The organism is Microcystis sp. M31BS1 (genome assembly GCF_020245285.1).
Lineage (GTDB): Bacteria > Cyanobacteriota > Cyanobacteriia > Cyanobacteriales > Microcystaceae > Microcystis > Microcystis panniformis.
The window spans coordinates 1-17,832 of the sequence record NZ_JADBVE010000415.1 but is presented as its reverse complement, the minus strand read 5'-3'; the positions used below and the strand labels follow the sequence as shown (position 1 = coordinate 17,832).

Below are 17,832 nucleotides of genomic sequence, written 5' to 3'. Positions count from 1 at the left end.
CTGAAATGGGGCGAAAGTCTGTGGACTCTGTGTAAGACAGTACATGGTTTTTTAACTGTGGTATGCGACGGTGGTGGAAGCAGAAACTTAAATCGTGAGGTTTAGGAATCGCCGCCCTAAAAGTGCGGCGAGGATGTCAACGGCGGTCAGATTGCCATAATCAGGGATTAAGTTGCGGCTTAAGACAGAACACTGTGGAAGGGACGGGGAGACGAGGAGAGGTGAGATACTTGCCCAACTCCCCCATTCCGAAACTGTCCCGCTTGAAACCGGTAGCCCTTCACCGTTCCCAGGGGTGACTGCCATTGCCGCTCAACCTCCAGACGTATCTGCCGGCTCTGGCTGCTCGAACGAGTTCTCAGTGGGCGTAACTGACTCCGCCGGCTTGCTTCCTGGCAAGATCTCAAAGTCCGGGGTGAACTGGACTAAGAGGCTCTGGAGTCGCACCAAGACCTGAGCATCGCCCTCTAGCTTCACCTTCCCTTCGCCAATCAGGGCAGGAAATGTGGCTATCCCAGCCATAATCAACTCCAGATCGCTACGGTCGATCGTGATGGTGAGATCAGGATTTTTGGCCTGGAATCCCTTGATGTTTGTCAGGGTTGAATTACTCATTTCCACCGCAAATTTCTCACCGTTGTCCGGTGTGAGCAAATTGATGGTGAATTTCATCCCTTCCGCTTTCTGGCTATCTAGACGAATGCCGATGAAGTCGAGCCAGAGTTGGGTGGACATGGCGCGAACCGTATCGGGGGTGACTGTCTTGGCCGTGACCCCCTTGGGGAAGCCATTTCGTAGTTCGTAAGCGGCGGCCAGAAAGCTGTTGCGGACACTGGGGCTTTCTTTCTGGTAGCCAATCTGCTCAAACACATCGGCCAGGAGGTCTTTAGCTGCCTGGTTCTGGGGTTCAGCATAGACCAGCTTGTTCAGTATCTCCATGGCTTCGCGGTATTGGCCTCGAGCGTGCAACTCCTGACCTTTGGCCAGAATCTTATCCGCACCCCCCATCATCTCGACGTAGAGCGGAGCCGATTCCCTCGGTGACAGCGGAATTAATGTGGCTGGATTGGCATCCCAGTAGCCCAGGTAGCGGTTAATCACGGCACGGCTATTGTGTTCCTCAGAACCGTGGTAGCTGTGGGCAGCCCACTGTTGCTGCAAACTTTCGGGCAGCTTGTAAACATTGTGGATTTCATTAATGGTCACGCCCTGGTTAGCTTGGTGCAGCACCTCGTTATGCAGATGGGCATAGGCATCCCGCTGGGTTCGCATGACTTCCTGAATGCGATCGTTGCCCCAACGGGGCCAGCTATGGGAGGCAAACATCACCTCCGCTTGCTGCCCGAACCTATAGAGGGCTTCATTAATTTTCTTCGACCACTCCAACGCATCCCGCACCAATGCACCCCGCAGCGTGTAGATGTTGTGGATCGTACCGCAGATGTTTTCTGCTGCCCAGAACGCTTTCCAGTCAGGGAAATAGGTGTTCATCTCGGCGGGGGCTTCGGTGCCTGGCGTATTCTGAAATACCATTTTCACCCCGTCGATGGTCAATTCCTCAATGTCCTGCTCGATGTAACGGGTGGGTTCAATCAGTCCGGTGTTGCCCGCTGCGGTGTTCTTGCCGATCGACTGATCTACATGGCCGAACGGGCTGCGCGGCAATAGCAGGCCGTACTGAAAGAATGCCCGGCGGACCATCGCCGTCCCCGAATAGACGTTTTCGGCGATCGCATATTCCATGAAGCCAACGGGGGCGATAATCTGCACCTTCCCGTTCTTCACATTCGCCTCATCCACCACACCGCGCACCCCGCCGTAGTGATCGACGTGGGAGTGGGAGTACACGACGGCGACCACACGACGGTGTCCCAGGTGTTCATTGACCAGTTCCAGAGCGGCTTTAGCCGTTTCCTTACAGGTCAACACATCAAATAGAATCCAACCTGTATTGCCCTTGATGATCGTCATGTTGGCCAGGTCGAACCCTCGCACTTGGTAGATCTTGTCCGGCAAGACCTCATAGAGTCCGTAGGCCATGTTCAGAACTGCCTGGCGCTGCAATGAGGGGTGAATGCTGTCGAAAACGCTGTCAAAGCCCCGCAACAGGAACTCGTAGCTGCCCATATCCCAAGCCACGTTACCCGCCTCTGCTATGATTTGTTTGTAAGGTGGGGCGGCAATAAAGCCTTTTTGGGCCTCTTCAAAATCCCGTTTGTCCTCGAACGGCAGGGTCTGGCGCCAACCGTTCTGTAGTTCGATGGTGAACGGGGAGGGCATCTTGCCTTTTGGATCGAAGTGCTTGTTTTTCATAAGGAGTGGTGGGTAATTAATGCGAACAAAAACAGAGACAAGACCATGAAACAAAAAAAGATAGCCAATACACTGCGTAAAGCCTTGCTAGAAGATGGCAAAATGGAACGCGCTCTTTATGAATACGAACTAGAAGAACACCTAGACTACTGGTACGAAGGTCTCAAGTCCGACCGTGATCAGTTTGTCTTTGCCGTCACGGAAAACTCCGGTGACGTGGCCATGGTATTGATTACCCCAGATAAAACTATCTACGTCAATGAGGCGGCCAGAGAGAAACTCTCGGAATTCTGGATAAAAGCTTATAGGAACAATATAAATCGATTAATTCCCATGATGGCGGACAATTTGGCCAACGATATTATCTCGGTGACAGGCGTTAAAATGGTGTCCCCAAACCAGAATCGGCGATGGGTTAGTTTGCGCCCGTAGAATTAAAGTGAAGAGATGACGGGAAACCCTGAAAAACTATCCGCCCTTACCAATTGCTCGGTAAGGGCGGTGTAGCGGGTCATCAGAATCGACACCAGACTGCCGGAAGGAACTCCAGCTAGTCTAAATCTTGTTTAGACGTGGGGGTCTAGAGAACAGCCCCGGCGCACAGCCGGCTATTGTCGATTAGGAGACCCATGCTTTTACTACTTTCTACCATCGACATCACCTCCTGTATCCCTGAACGGATTGATTATCAAATTTATCTGTAATTAGCTTAACGCAGCTGTGCGGAAAAAATCAAGGCCGGCAGCTAAAAATTTTTTCGGCAGGCTTAGTTGGCCCCCAAAATGTAGGTGAAGATAGGAAGCGTGCAGATTCTTACCTTGCCACCCTTCGGCATTGATCTCACTTTTGGGGAATGCTTGCAGTTGATAAATCGGTGCGTCGCTTACCCCGCTTAATTGGGAGCGATGGAATTCATGGCCGCGCACTGGTTGACCTGCTTTGAGCAGGATCGTCTCCTGTTGGGCGATGGCTTGTCGATAACCTAGGGTTAACTTCGGGGACATTATAGCAGATTGGTGGATTATTTGCAACATAAAATGATTTTTTTGCTCAAAATCAACTATTTTGTCACATAAATACATTAATCCGCCACATTCGGCGTAGGTGGGCATTCCAGAGGCGATCGCTTTTCTCACCTGGGTTAAGATAGGGGTGTTAGCCGCTAATTCCGGGGCAAAGATTTCGGGAAAACCGCCACCAAAGTACAATCCTTGCAGGTTTTCGGGCAAATTTGCTCCTTGCAAGGGACTCCAAAAGATTAATTCTGCGCCTAAATTGGCTAAAATATCGAGATTATCGGGGTAATAAAAGTTAAAAGCCTTATCTCTGGCAATACCGATACGGATAGGGGGAAAAAGCTTATTTGCTCCTGGGGGATTTTTCGGGTTCTCTTGGGGAGAAATAGTCAGTAAAGGCAAGAGAATGTCCCAATTAAAGCAGTTTTGGGCAATAGAAGCCAGTTGATCTTGCAGTTGCCTGATTTCTCCTAGTTCATCCCTGGGAACCAATCCTAGATGGCGATCGGGAATTGTCAGGGAATCTTGACGAAGCAAAACCCCAACAATCGGCATATTGATGGATTCTAGGGCGGTTTGCAGTAATTGCAGATGGCGATCGCTGCCAACCCGATTGAGGATAACTCCGGCTAGATGGAGATTTTTGTCTAAAGATTGATAACCGCGGACAATAGCGGCGACAGAGGTAGATAAACGACTACAATCGATAACTAACAGCAGAGGAAGCCTTAAAATACGGGCAATATGGGCGGTACTGGCATAATCGGGAAATTGAGTATCGCTTAATTGAATACCATCAAATAGCCCCATTACCCCTTCAATCAGAGCATAATCGACATTTTGACAATGTTGGGCAAAACAGGTTTTTACATAGTCTTCAGAAGTTAAAACCGGATCGAGATTGCGACAGGGGCGACCGGTAAAATGAGTATGGAACATGGGATCGATATAATCGGGCCCGACTTTAAAAGATTGCACTCGATCGCCACGACTGATTAAATAGGCCAAGATTGCCAGAGTAATCGTAGTTTTACCGACTCCGCTTCTTTCTCCTGCGATGATCATTATTAGTTGTTTTTTTTCGAGATCGAGCTAGACTTAATTAACCTGTTACACAATCAAGTTTCAAGCTTGCCAACGGCTAATAGAGTCAATTTTGGTCGCTAACTGCTCCCTGTGTCAATCGACTTTTTTTTATTAGCGGCGAAATCGATTTGACCACGTTGAGGATCATTGTCATCATCTCTAGACAACCAGCTATTGTTCTGACGTTCCCCAAAACCAGAGACTTCCTACCTCACAATTAAGATAACGGCTAGATTAGCTGACCAATTTTGTTTAGCTGTTAATTTTTGTAAAAAAAACATCGTCTGTATCCTATTGTACAGATAGACTAAAAATATCTAGAAAAAGCAGTTAGATCGGCAAGAGGGAAAAGGTAAAAACCCTGACTGGGAGATGACGGGTAAATACGCAAATAAGCCTGAATTACCGCTCTAAAATTGGCTTTACCGACAGCAAGAGACCAGATTAATCAGGCAAATATCGTCAAATAAACTAATCAATATAGCTTCTTAGGTGTCTGGGAGTGAAAAGGACAGAGAACGGAGCTTTTTTAGTTTCTATAACTGCACTAATCAGAGACCTGGAACTTAGCTCTAAACCGACAACTAAATTATCAGGAGAATTGGGGTTATGCCGACTCTACACACGCTGACCAATGATAGTATCTCTTGTCCCTTGCCCGATCGCGTGGAGAACGTCAATTTCTACTACGAATTAGAAAATCAATTTCATCCCACCTACGGCCTCGAAAACCTAGGCATGAAAAATCTCGGTCGCGTTTATCGCAATCTTTCCGTACCGCAATTAGTCGAACAGGCGATCGAACGTCATGAGGGCGTTTTAGCCGATAATGGGGCTTTAGTGGTGGAAACGGGTAAATATACCGGTCGTTCCCCCAAAGATAAATTCATTGTCAAAGAGGCCACCAGCGAAGAGGAAATCGACTGGAATCAGCATAACGTCCCGATTAGCGAGGAAAAGTTCCAGCAGTTATACCGAAAAGTCCTCGCCTATGTGCAGGGAAAAGACCTATATATCTTCGATGGTTACGTCGGGGCCGATCCTAATTGTCGCTTTGGCGTGCGCGTTGTCACCGAAATCGCCTATCATAACCTCTTTGCCCATCAGTTATTCCTCCGGCCCAGTGCGATCGAACTAGCTGCCCATGAAACTGATTTTACCGTGATTGCCCTGCCGGGGTTACAGGGAGATCCCGAAGATGACGACCTGAACAGCGAAGCCTTTATCGTCCTCAACCTAGCCAAAAAAATCGTTCTCATCGGTGGCACTCGCTACGCTGGCGAAATCAAAAAATCCGTCTTCTCGATGATGAACTACCTGATGACCAAACAAGGGGTTTTACCGATACACGGTGCCGCTAACATGGATAAACACGGTCATACAGCCCTCTTTTTCGGTCTCTCCGGTACGGGGAAAACCACCCTTTCCGCCGATCCTAAACGCAGCCTCATCGGTGATGATGAACACGGTTGGTCAGAAGACGGCATTTTTAACTTTGAAGGCGGTTGTTATGCTAAAACCATCCGTTTAAGTGCCGAATACGAACCCCAAATCTGGGCGGCGATTCAATTTGGCACTATTCTCGAAAACGTGATCCTTTCCCCCGATAATCGCCTTCCCGACTACGATGATGGACGTTTGACCGAAAACACCCGCGCCGCCTATCCCCTGCGTTATATCCCTAATTGTGCCGTATCTGGCATGGGAACCCACCCGAAAACTATTATCTTCTTAACTGCCGATGCTTTTGGGGTACTGCCACCAATCGCCAAATTAACCACGAACCAGGCGATGTATCATTTCCTCTCCGGCTATACTAGCAAATTAGCGGGAACGGAACGGGGAATCACCGCCCCACAGGTGACTTTTTCCAGTTGTTTCGGTCAATGTTTCTTCCCTCTGTCACCCCTCGTCTATGCCCAAATGTTAGGGGAACGTTTAGAACAACACCCCGAAACCTCCGTTTATCTGATTAATACCGGTTGGTCCGGTGGTCCCTACGGAGTTGGCGATCGCATTTCGATCAAACACACCCGGGCTATGGTTTCCGCCGCTTTAAATGGCGATTTAGAGGAAGTCGTTTTCCATCCTCATCCCATCTTTCAAGTTCTCGTCCCCGAAATTGTCCCCGGAGTTCCCAAAAAAATCCTCGACCCGCGACAAGCATGGCAAGATGGCGAATCCTACGACCTACAGGCGCGAGAATTGGCCCATCGTTTCGTGGAAAATTTCCGTCAATTTACCACTGCCTCCCAAGAAATAATTGCAGCCGGTCCAATTTGGGAATAACAACATCAAGGAATCGGTTATCAACTAGGGTTTGCGGCAAAAAGTTTGTTGGTGGGGTTATCAGTTATCAGTTATCAGTTATCAGATTTGAGTTTTCAGTTCACTGTTTACTGTTTACTGAAAAAAGGCTCCCCACTTCCCCACTTCCCCCTCTCTGGCGCTCCCTAAACCCTTCTATTGCCCATAGCTTGTCCGGCGAGATAACCGGTGGTCCAGGCGCTTTGAAAATTAAATCCCCCCGTGACTGCATCGATATCTAGTACCTCCCCGGCAAAATATAACCCCGGACAGATTTTACTTTCCATAGTTTTAAAATCCACTTCCTGAAGATTCACTCCCCCACAGGTAACAAATTCCTCCTTAAACACCCCTTTCCCTTTGATTTGATATTCCCCCTGCTGTAATTCAATCATCAATCGATTGAGAGTATTTTTAGATAATTCTGCCCAGGGAGTTTCCGGGTTAACAGTCAAGTAACTTAATAAACTCTGCCAAAGACGCTTGGGTAACTGTTCAAAGGGACAATAATTAAAAAGTTTTCTTTTGGGATATTCACTTTTAGTTTGTAAGATAATTTCTCGCAATTTTTCAGGATGATAATCCCCTAACCAATTAATTATTAAAGGCATTCGGTAATGATGCTCGTGAAGTACCCGCGCTCCCCAAGCAGAGAGTTTTAAAATAGCTGGTCCACTAACTCCCCAATGGGTAATTAATAAAGGTCCGATTTGTTCTAATTTGCTTCCCCCAAGACGAACGCGCACTTTATCCACAGTAACCCCTAACAAATCTTTCAGACGAGGATCGGCAATTTGAAAGGTAAATAAAGAAGGGACTGGAGAGACTAGAGAATGACCTAAATCTTGAGCGGTGCGATAACCAAAAGGACTACTTCCCGTAGCAATTAAAAGCTTATCTGCCCTAATTTGCTCATCTCTCTTTAATTCAATTAAAAAACTTTCTTCCTGTTTTTTTACCGATTTAACTGGGGAATTTAGCCTTAAATTAACCCCAGCAAAAGTCGCACTTTCCCGCAGACAATTAACAATAGTTTCAGAATTATCGGTGCTGGGAAACATTCGTCCATCCGCTTCTGTTTTGAGTTTTACCCCTCGCAATTCAAACCATTTAATAGTATCTTGGGGTTGAAACCGACTAAAAGCTCCCCGTAGTGCTTTGCCACCGCGAGGATAATAATTAACCAATTGGGAAACGTCAAAACAATGATGGGTGACATTACAGCGTCCCCCTCCCGAAATCCGCACTTTCGCCAGAGGTTCTTTTGCCGCTTCTAGGATAGTAACGCCAGCTTTTGGGTTAGATTCTGCCGCTTTAATTGCGCCAAAAAATCCCGCTGCCCCGCCACCAATTACGACTATTTGAGTCATATAAGTAAGTGGTTATAATTAAATTGAAGATAGATTTTGTCTTTGATCCCCCCTGCCCCCCTTGATAAGGGGGGTGCCGATAGGCGGGGGGATATCCCTTGATAAGGGGGGTGCCGATCCCCCCTTAATCCCCCCTTGATAAGGGGAGTGTCTGATAATTTTTAACGCCTACATACTTATCAAGGAAAAAGTTAAGTTTAAACCGCCAAAAATCGCTGAATGACTTCTTGACTTAATTCGCTCGTGAAACCGGAAGCAACAATTCCCCCTTTCTGCATGGCGTAATATCGATCAGCTTGGCGGACAAAATGCAGGTGTTGTTCTACTAATAAAACGGCGATTCCTTTACTGGCAACAATACGCCGCACCGCTGCTTCGATTTCGAGAATAATTGACGGTTGAATTCCCTCCGTGGGTTCATCTAAAATTAATAATTTTGGTTCCCCCACTAAAGCGCGAGCGATGGCTAATTGCTGTTGTTGTCCACCGCTTAAATCTCCTCCCATCCGCGATAACATGGTTTTTAAAACGGGAAATAAATCGAAGATTTCTTCGGGAATTGTGGCATTTTTTCTCCTTGTGGGTAAAGCTTCCAAACCGAGAATTAAATTCTCTTTTACCGTTAGACGGGGAATAATATCCCTCCCCTGCGGCACATAACCCAGTCCTAATCTGGCTCTTTGATCTGAGGTTTTATTAATCAGGTTTTCTTGCTCATAATTAATTGTTCCCGCTCGCGGTTTTAAGATACCCATTAGGGTTTTTAATAGGGTAGTTTTACCCACGCCATTACGTCCGATTAAACAGACCATTTCTCCCGCATTAATGTTAAGATCAACATTTCTTAAAATATGACTTTCTCCGTAGTAAACATTGAGATCAGATATGTGTAACATTGTCAACCCTTTTTAATTAATTTTAATCGTTTGATTCTTTATTCTTCCGAGGAACCTAGATAAACTTCAATAACTTTCGGATCATTTTGAATTTGCTCCATATTCCCCTCACAGAGAACAGTTCCTTGGTGTAAAACCGTGACTTTGCGGGCAATTTGACGGACAAATTCCATATCGTGTTCAATGACAATAATTGAATGACTTTCCGCTAGATTTAATAACAAATTACCCACGTTTTCCGTTTCCTCATCGGTTAATCCTGCTACGGGTTCATCTACTAGCAGTAAATCTGGTGACTGGGCCACTAATTGACCAATTTCTAAGCGTTGTTTTTCGCCGTGGGAAAGTAAAGAAGCGGGTAAATCAGCTTTAGCAGTTAACCCGATAGTTTCCAATAAACCAATAACTTTTCTGCTATCTTCTAGAGGAGGACGACCGAAAAGAGTTGAGAAAACATTTTTATTACGGTTGCTAACTAAATCGAGATTTTCTCGGACAGTTAGATTTAAATATACCCTAGGAGTTTGGAATTTGCGACCAATACCTAAACGAGCGATCGCAAATTCGGGAATTTTGCGGAGATCTCGACCTTTAAATAATACCCGTCCGATGGTGGGTTGCACTTTCCCCGTAATCACATCTAAAAAAGTGGTTTTTCCCGCACCATTGGGACCGATAATCACCCGCAATTCTCCCGTATCCATACTGAAATTAAGATTATTGAGAGCTTTAAAACCCCCAAAACTAACGGTAAGATTCTCGATTTCTAAGATTTTTCCAGTCATAATTTCTAAGAGGGAATAGGGAAGTATTTTCAGTGAACAGTAATCAGTGAACTGAAAACTCACATCTGATAACTGATAACTGATAACTGATAGCTAAGATCACTTATGCTCTAATTCTTCTTTTTCCAGTTGCACTTCTGGATCTTCCTCAATACTAGGATAGGTAATTAAAGTTTTGCGGAAACCAAAATGAGTCAGCAAACGTTTGATTCCACCGAGAATACCATCGGGAAGCACTGTCACCACAATTAGGAATAAAGCCCCTTGGAAAAATACCCAGACTTCTGGCAATTGTTCGCTTAAAAAAGTTTGGGCCATGCGTACCAGTAAAGTACCGATAACTGCCCCCACAAGGGTAGCACGTCCCCCCACAGCCACCCAAATCACCATTTCAATGGAAAAAGCCACATCCATAGAGTTAGGGGTGATAATTCCCGTTTGCACGGTGTAAAGAGCGCCGGCAACACCGGCAATTGCCCCAGAAATGGCAAAAACTAACACCTTAAACCAAGTAGGATCATAGCCAGAAAAACGAACCCGCACCTCATCATCGCGAATGGCGACTAATAAGCGCCCAAATCTGCCCGTAGTTAACCAACGACAGAGGAGATAAATAGCCAGTAAACAGACAATTGTGAGTAAATAAAAGGCCACTTGAACGGCATCGGAACCCACCAGTAACCCGAAAATTGTTTGGGTATCGGTTTTTAAGCCATTAGTGCCGTTAATTAACTTTTGTTGACCGTTAAAAAAGTTAAAAAATACCAGTAAAGCCGCTTGGGTCAAAATCGAGAAATAAACCCCTTTAATGCGATTGCGGAAGATTAAATAACCTAATAATCCTGCCACAATCGCTGGTACAATAATTAGGGCTAGAATTGTCAAAGGTAGGGAATAAAAAGGTTGCCAAATAAAAGGTAATTCTGTCACCCCGTAGAGAGTAAAAAATTCGGGCATTTGTCCAGGGGGTAACTGAAGATTTAGGTACATGGCCAAAGCGTAACCACCGAGGGCGAAAAAGATACCATGACCAAGACTTAATAAACCGGTATAACCCCAGATTAAATCTATGCCCAAAGCGACAATAGCAAGGGAAAGAAATCGCCCCAATAAACGCAAACGGAAAGCCGACAAAGCTAAGGGAAGTAACAGTGCGAAGATAACCACTAAACCAACAATAACAGCGATTTCCGTGATTAACTTTTTCTTTTCCCGTTGTCGGGATTCGTTTCTAGTGATGGTTTCGGTAATCATAATCTATAACTCGGCAGTACGTCCTTTAGGAGGAAAAATTCCCGCAGGTTTGAATTGCAAGAAAGCAATAATTAAAGCAAAAATCATCACTTTTGCCATGCTAGTGGTGGAGAAAAAGGTGAAGAAATCCGTTAGGGGTTTTAGTGCTTCTACGGAACCAGATATCAGAGCAAAAGTTCCCGAACCAATTAAATAATTAGCCACACCTATCGCCATGGCCGCGATAATAGTTCCTAGGAGATTACCCACTCCCCCCACGACCACTACCATGAAGGTATCAACGATATAATTTTGTCCCACATTTGGACCGACGGAACCTAAGAAACTAATCGCACAACCAGCAACTCCAGCTAATCCCGAACCGAGGGCAAAAGTCAAAGCATCCACTTGATTGGTTGGAATGCCTAAACAGGCACTCATCTGGCGATTTTGGGTGACGGCACGAATGCGTAAACCCCAAGAAGATTTATTTAAAAACCAATAAGTCCCTAACAAACAAATGGCAGTTAAAATAATAATAAATATACGGGTGTAGGGCATTTGAAAACCCAGTAAAGGTAAACCTCCCCGTAACCAAACAGGAGCGGTGACATCGACGTTTCTGGCACTAAACCAGGGTCTAGCGAGAACGGGATTAAAAGATAAAAGATACCCTAATAATCCAGCGATAGCTAGGGATAAAGGGAGGGTGATACCGATAGCTAAATTGCGAATTCTCTCCCAATCTAGGCGACGACTTAACACCTTCATAGCCCCAAAAAATAAGAGACAGAAAACTATTAAACTAATTACTAATAAGCCGTTGACACTTCTGACAAATTGCTGCAGAATTAAGCTGACTCCCCAAGTGGCCAGCAGCGTTTCTAGGGGTCTGCCGTAGAGAAACCTAATCACCCCCCTTTCTAATAATAATCCCGCCAATCCCGACACTAAAAAAGCGATCGGTAGGGCGAATAAAACATAAGTATCAAAGAAGGGAGAACCGAAACCTTTAAAGACATTTTGCACCACAAAAGTACTGTAGGCCCCTAACATCATTAACTCACCGTGAGCGAGATTAATTACCCCCATCAGTCCAAAGACAATCGCTAGTCCTAAAGCGGCCAGCAATAGCACAGAACCGATGCTAATACCATTAAATAATCCTTCCAATAATGCTGACACTTTTCGTTATTCCTGTGCATTTTTAAGCTTTAAAAAGTGGGGTGAACAGTAATGTCCACCTCACCCTCGTTATTGTCTGGAAAAATTACTAAAACTAGGATTTTTCCATTTTGAATTTACCGCCCTTGGCCGGATCAGTCCAGTCACAGGCAAAGCCCTTAGTTTCGGGGACAAATTGGTTCCAAGGTTGCGGATCCACTACCCCCGGAGTTGACCAAACGATGTCAAATAGACCATCATCTCTCACCTGACCAATGCGGACGGTTTTGGAGATATGATGATTGGGGAACATTTCCACCGGTCCTTCGGGAGCATCGAATTTCTGTCCTACGGCTGCGGCGCGAACTTTGTCGAGATCATCGGCGGTTGCCGCTTGTTCCACCGCTTGCTTCCAGAGATAGACCATAATATAGGCCGCTTCCATGGGGTCATTGGTCACGCGATCCTCACCATATTTAGCTCGAAAAGCCGCAACAAATTTCTTGTTAGCGGGGGTATCTACGGTTTGGAAATAGTTCCAGCAAGCGTATTGACCGAGGAGATATTCCTTACCGATCTGTTTGACTTCTTCCTCGGCAACACTCACCGACATGACCGGATATTTATCGGGAGTTAAACCGGCCGCTTGCAGTTGTTTAAAGAAAGCCACGTTACTGTCACCGTTGAGGGTGTTGAAAATAACGCCGCCATCGGGTAAAGCTTGCTTAATTTTGGTGATAATCGGGGTAACTTCCGTGTTACCTAGGGGTAGATAGTCTTCGCCCACGGTTTCTCCGCCTTTCGCCTTTAACTGCTCTTTAATAATCGTGTTGGCGGTGCGGGGAAAAACGTAGTCGGAACCGACGAGGAAGAATTTTTTCCCTTTATTTTCCAGCAACCAAGTCACTGCCGGCTCGATCTGTTGGTTGGGGGCAGCACCAGTGTAAAAGATATTTCTAGAACACTCTTGACCCTCGTACTGGACGGGATACCAGAGCATATGGTTTTTGGCTTCAAACACGGGTAAAACTGCCTGACGACTGGCGGAAGTCCAACAACCGAAGACAGTCACAACTTTGTCCTGATCGATCAGTTTGGTGGCTTTTTCGGTAAAAGTTGGCCAATCGGAAGCGCCATCTTCCACCACTGCCTCGATCTGTTTACCAAGAACACCACCGGCGGCATTGATTTCCTCGATCGCCAGTTTTTCCGCATCGACTACGCTGGTTTCACTGATGGCCATGGTGCCACTGAGGGAGTGCAGAATACCCACCTTAATTGTCTCTCCAGAAGCCGGGGCGGGACTAGCAGCTGGGCTAGGACTGGCCGTGGGGGTTTGGCTTTGATTGCCACCGCAAGCTTTTAACAGAATACTGGTTCCCAAAGCGGCAGAACCGTACAGGAGAAATTTACGTCGTCCTAAATTTGACATGATGATCTTGAACTAACCTCGCTGACAATATTAGCTACTTCACACGGATGTTTTTGCTGAGGAGATTTTCGGGAATCTTTCTACGAATATCTGTGTGATATTACGGCTAGGTTAGCAGATTTTTTGTAAATTTCGCTACTTTTTAGATGTTTTTTGTAGTTTTCGCTACTTTTTAGGGAAAAATTAATTATTTTTCTGGAATTTACCTCAGTTTTTTAGCTATCAGGAGTCGGGAGATAGGAGACAGGAGACAGGAGACAGGAGACAGGAGACAGGAGATTATTTCTATTTATTCTTCCGACACCCCACACCCCACACCCCACACCCCACACCCCACACCCCACACCCCACACCCTGCCCCCAGGAAAAGCTTTTTGCCGCAACCCCAATGATCAATCCGAATCTGGCCAAAGCAGCCGGACAGCAAGCAGAGCAAAACCAATGGCCGCTATCGCTTTTAAGATCTTAGCGGGGAATAATTGCGCCATACTGCCCCCCGCGAGGACTCCTAAGAAACTGGTCAGGATTAAGGCGGTAATTGAGCCAAAAAAGACAGCTTTAGGTGATTTGGAACTGCCACCGAGAGCGATCGCTACTAATTGACTTTTATCGCCGATTTCTGCCAAAAAAACCGTGATAAATGTCAGTCCGAATAATTGCCAATTCATAAATTCTAGGGAGGTGGGAAGCTTTTTTCAGTCAACAGTAAACAGTGAACTGCTCACTGATAACTGCTCACTGATAACTGATAACTGATAACTGATCACTGATCACTGATCACTGATAACTGATTGCTTAGAGAATATCGCCGATCAGTAAACCAGTGATCAAAAGGAGAAGGATAGCGACACCGATATCTAAGGTTTTGGGGGAAAGACGACGAGCAATCCAATAACCGATCAGGACACCGAGGAGACTGGTAGCGATTAAAGCGCTGGCTGCCCCGGCAAAAACCACCCAGGGGGATTGGGATTCGGCGCTGATGAGAAGGGTGGCTAATTGGGTTTTATCGCCGATTTCAGCCAAAAATACGGTTAGGAAGGTGGAACTAAACACCGTCCAAAAACTCCAAGAAGGTGGATGCTCAGGCTTTTTCTCGGTTGAGGCGATCGATTTGCTATCACTCATCGGCTAATTTAACAATATCGGGTTATAATTAAATTTAAAATGGATTTTAGGTTTGATCCCCCCTTAGTCCCCCCTTGATAAGGGGGGTGCCGATCCCCCCTGCCCCCCTTGATAAGGGGGGTGCCGGTCTCCCCTTAATAAAGGGGGCATCTGATAATTTTTAACGCTTACCTACTTAACAGTATCAGGTTAAGAAATAATTTTCATACTTTTTTCATTTTAGCCCGACCGGTTTTCTGGCGATAGTTTCTGCTGTTGATTACGCTGTCTCCCCCCCCTCAATAGTTAAAAAACCCTAGTTGATCGAGGTAGAGTTTCCATCCTAGAGTTTAATAATTATTAGACTAGGACGAGCGCAAATCGCTTGGAGGTATAGCCCCTATGACCAGTGAAAGTGTTGTACAGGACAGAGATTATACTCTGATTATTGACAAAAGTGGCAGTATGTCCACTGCTGATAAACCCAGCGAGAAAACCCGTTGGCAAATTGCCCAAGAATCCACCCTCGCCTTGGCTAGAAAGTGCGAGGAAATTGATCCAGACGGCATCACTATCTATCTTTTCTCTGGACGTTTCCGACGCTATGATAATGTTACTTCCGATAAGGTGACACAAATTTATCAAGAAAATGAACCCATGGGGAGGACAGACCTAGCAGCTGTGCTGCAAGATGCCCTTGATAATTATTTTCAGCGCAAAACTGCCGGCAAAACTAAACCCAACGGAGAAACTATTCTGGTGATTACCGACGGAGAACCAGATGATCGCAAAGCGGTGATGCGTCAAATTATCGAAGCTTCTCGAAAACTCGATAGCGATCAAGAATTAGCCATTTCTCTGATTCAAGTAGGCCATGATCGACAAGCGACCGAATTTCTTAAAGCTTTAGACGATCAGCTAGAATCGGCGGGGGCCAAATTCGATATCGTTGACACAATTACTATCGATGATATGGAAGATATGACCCTAGCGGAAGTTCTTCTCAACGCCATTACCGATTAATTTCTAGCCAGTAGGGGTGATATCTCCACCCCTACTTAATCAGGATTTAACTGCTAGTCAGGGCGACCAATTTATCTTTTTCCTCATCGGATAATTGCTCCGATTGTCCCGTGATTTGTTTGTAGATTTTGAGATATTCCAAAGCGGATTTATACCAACTAAAATCTTGAGTCATTGCCCGTTGCTGTAGTTTTTGCCAATCCTGTTTATAACGAAAACTTTCCCAAGTCCGGATCATACAGGTAAACAGGTCTAAAGGTTCATAGCGATCGAAACTAAATCCCGTTCCTTTTTCCTGAATCGGGTCGTGGAAAGACACCGTATCGACTAAACCACCAGTGCGGCGTACCATGGGAATACAACCGTAACGCATGGCCATTAATTGGGAGATGCCGCAGGGTTCAAAACGGGAAGGCATTAACAAAGCATCGGCCCCCCCATAGATGCGACGGGAAAGGGCATCACTATAGAGAAGATGCAGGGACATTCGCCCCCGGAAACGGGAAGTCATCTCCCATAGTTGGGTTTCATAATAGCGATCGCCTGTACCCAAAATAATCAATTGTGCATCAGTATAGGTGAGAAAGCGATCTAAAATTTGCATCACTAGATCAATACCTTTTTGTTCCACCAAACGCGTCACCATCCCCATGACAAAGGCATTTCTGCTGACCTGTAGCCCCACTTCTTCTTGTAGGGCAATTTTATTGGCCAGACGTTTTTCGATGGTTTCTGGGGTAAAATTCTGCTTAAGATAAACATCTTTAGCCGGGTTATACACCTCCGTATCGATGCCATTGACAATCCCCACCAGATTGCCGGAAATATAGGACAATAATCCCTCTAAATTTTCGCCATAAATGGGGGTCTGTATTTGACGGGCATAGGTGGGAGAAACGGTGGTGATGCGATTAGCAAATTGAACCGCCGCGGCCATGGTATTATCGCCCTGCATATACCAAGGACACCAAGTCATTTTTTCTAATGCTTCGCGCCAAGGACCCTGGTAGGCGAGATTATGGATAGTAAAAACGGTGCTAATATCGGGGTCTTGGTGCATCCAGACGGGAATCATGCCCGTGTGCCAATCATGACAGTGAATAACTTGCGGTTTCCAGTAATTCCAAGCGAATTCCGCCGCACCATTGGCAAATAGGGTAAATCGCCAGGCCTCATCTTCGCCTCCGTAGATACTGCGTCCAGAGAAAGCTAGATGACCAAAGAGGTAGAGAGGAATATCCGTATCGGGTAAAACCGTCTCATAGACTAAAAAATCCTGAAACATGGCGAATCCTGACCAAATGGGTTCGGAAGGGATGTCCATTTTTTCCTGGAGAAAACCGTAGTAGGGTAGAAAAATCCGCACGTCATGACCTAGCTGACGCAAGACTTTCGGTAATGCCCCAATTACGTCTCCCATTCCCCCAACTTTGGCCATTGGGGCGGCCTCGGCACCCACAAATAGAATTCGCATACTCTTCCCGCTTCACTTCACGACGACAAGAAATTTTAACAGATAAAACCCCCCTAGCAGGATTTGCCAGCAGGTTATTATCGGATTAGCCTAGATTTTTCTTTCACCAACCAGAGAGCCAACGAGGGGAAAATTAGCTGTTTTGGACATTATTAAGTTTTGTAGCCTTTTTTTGCCGGCTTTTTATTCGGAATAAGTGTTTAAGATTTTGGATGGACTCTACCAAAGAAGACAAAGTAAACTATAGCAATCCTAAATCATTTTCTAAAAACAACTGTATTGATGAATTTTAGGAAAATCAAATTTATGATCGATCATCAATACAAAATTCAAATAAAAATTTGACAATCTTAAAAGACTTGCATAAATACCGGCGTTGTCAAATTGAAAGATGCTCCGAATCAGCTAGGAACTGAAATTACTTTGATAGCAAGGATAGCATTGCATCTTGACAATTAGTGTTTAATGAACGAATAGTGCCGATGGTTGGGCTTAAGTGGGGAACAAGAGTCGCTCGATTTAGCAGTGGAATTAGCCCTACAATCGGCGTAGGGCTAATTCATGAATTAGCCCTACAATCGGCGTTGTCAAATTGAAAGATGCTCCGAATCAGCACCGGAGCATTG

The 17,832-nt window shown here is 45.6% G+C and carries 14 protein-coding genes; 3 read left to right on the top strand and 11 right to left on the bottom strand.

The features are described 5' to 3' along the window. Positions 1 to 312: 312 nt before the first annotated feature. Positions 313 to 2,313: an alkyl/aryl-sulfatase gene (locus tag IM509_RS23480; RefSeq protein ID WP_249264891.1), complete on the bottom strand. Its 2,001-nt coding sequence runs from the start codon at positions 2,311 to 2,313 to the stop codon at positions 313 to 315. A gap of 45 nt (positions 2,314 to 2,358) precedes the next feature. Between IM509_RS23480 and IM509_RS23475 the strand changes: the two genes are divergently transcribed. Next, a complete protein-coding gene (locus IM509_RS23475; protein WP_185237198.1) occupies positions 2,359 to 2,745 on the top strand; it encodes a hypothetical protein in 387 nt (128 codons plus the stop codon). A gap of 272 nt (positions 2,746 to 3,017) precedes the next feature. Here IM509_RS23475 and IM509_RS23470 read toward each other — a convergent pair whose 3' ends face one another. Beyond that, positions 3,018 to 4,394 carry a cobyrinic acid a,c-diamide synthase CobB gene (locus tag IM509_RS23470; RefSeq protein WP_185237197.1) on the bottom strand — a complete coding sequence of 459 codons (1,377 nt, stop codon included), beginning with the start codon at positions 4,392 to 4,394 and terminating at the stop codon, positions 3,018 to 3,020. Between the two features lie 630 nt (positions 4,395 to 5,024). On the opposite strand from IM509_RS23470, the gene pckA reads away from it, so the two are divergent. Then, a complete protein-coding gene (gene pckA, locus IM509_RS23465; protein ID WP_185237196.1) occupies positions 5,025 to 6,704 on the top strand; it encodes a phosphoenolpyruvate carboxykinase (ATP) in 1,680 nt (559 codons plus the stop codon). Positions 6,705 to 6,868: 164 nt separating this feature from the next. Here pckA and IM509_RS23460 read toward each other — a convergent pair whose 3' ends face one another. The 8 genes from IM509_RS23460 to IM509_RS23425 all read right to left on the bottom strand — a co-directional run bounded on the left by IM509_RS23460 (position 6,869) and on the right by IM509_RS23425 (position 14,730). Beyond that, complete coding sequence (locus IM509_RS23460) at positions 6,869 to 8,092, bottom strand: BaiN/RdsA family NAD(P)/FAD-dependent oxidoreductase (protein ID WP_185237195.1); 1,224 nt, start codon at positions 8,090 to 8,092, stop codon at positions 6,869 to 6,871. Positions 8,093 to 8,289: 197 nt separating this feature from the next. Then, on the bottom strand, positions 8,290 to 8,988 hold the full coding sequence (gene urtE / locus IM509_RS23455; protein WP_185237194.1) for an urea ABC transporter ATP-binding subunit UrtE: 699 nt from the start codon (positions 8,986 to 8,988) through the stop codon (positions 8,290 to 8,292). Positions 8,989 to 9,026: 38 nt separating this feature from the next. Next, the gene (gene urtD / locus IM509_RS23450) at positions 9,027 to 9,773 is read right to left on the bottom strand and encodes an urea ABC transporter ATP-binding protein UrtD (protein ID WP_002777291.1); all 747 of its coding nucleotides are present in this window, start codon (positions 9,771 to 9,773) and stop codon (positions 9,027 to 9,029) included. Positions 9,774 to 9,872: 99 nt separating this feature from the next. After that, a complete protein-coding gene (gene urtC / locus IM509_RS23445) occupies positions 9,873 to 11,027 on the bottom strand; it encodes an urea ABC transporter permease subunit UrtC (protein WP_185237193.1) in 1,155 nt (384 codons plus the stop codon). 3 nt (positions 11,028 to 11,030) lie between these two features. Then, entirely contained in the window at positions 11,031 to 12,191 is a 1,161-nt protein-coding gene (locus tag IM509_RS23440) for an ABC transporter permease subunit (RefSeq protein ID WP_185237192.1), read from the bottom strand. 94 nt (positions 12,192 to 12,285) lie between these two features. After that, positions 12,286 to 13,602: an urea ABC transporter substrate-binding protein gene (gene urtA / locus IM509_RS23435; RefSeq protein WP_002733198.1), complete on the bottom strand. Its 1,317-nt coding sequence runs from the start codon at positions 13,600 to 13,602 to the stop codon at positions 12,286 to 12,288. Positions 13,603 to 13,994: 392 nt separating this feature from the next. Then, positions 13,995 to 14,270 carry a TMEM165/GDT1 family protein gene (locus tag IM509_RS23430; RefSeq protein ID WP_002764179.1) on the bottom strand — a complete coding sequence of 92 codons (276 nt, stop codon included), beginning with the start codon at positions 14,268 to 14,270 and terminating at the stop codon, positions 13,995 to 13,997. Between the two features lie 127 nt (positions 14,271 to 14,397). Continuing rightward, entirely contained in the window at positions 14,398 to 14,730 is a 333-nt protein-coding gene (locus tag IM509_RS23425; protein ID WP_072926069.1) for a TMEM165/GDT1 family protein, read from the bottom strand. A gap of 381 nt (positions 14,731 to 15,111) precedes the next feature. Between IM509_RS23425 and IM509_RS23420 the strand changes: the two genes are divergently transcribed. Further along, entirely contained in the window at positions 15,112 to 15,732 is a 621-nt protein-coding gene (locus IM509_RS23420; RefSeq protein ID WP_052275873.1) for a vWA domain-containing protein, read from the top strand. A gap of 46 nt (positions 15,733 to 15,778) precedes the next feature. Here IM509_RS23420 and glgA read toward each other — a convergent pair whose 3' ends face one another. After that, a complete protein-coding gene (gene glgA / locus IM509_RS23415; RefSeq protein ID WP_185237191.1) occupies positions 15,779 to 17,206 on the bottom strand; it encodes a glycogen synthase GlgA in 1,428 nt (475 codons plus the stop codon). Positions 17,207 to 17,832: the final 626 nt, after the last annotated feature.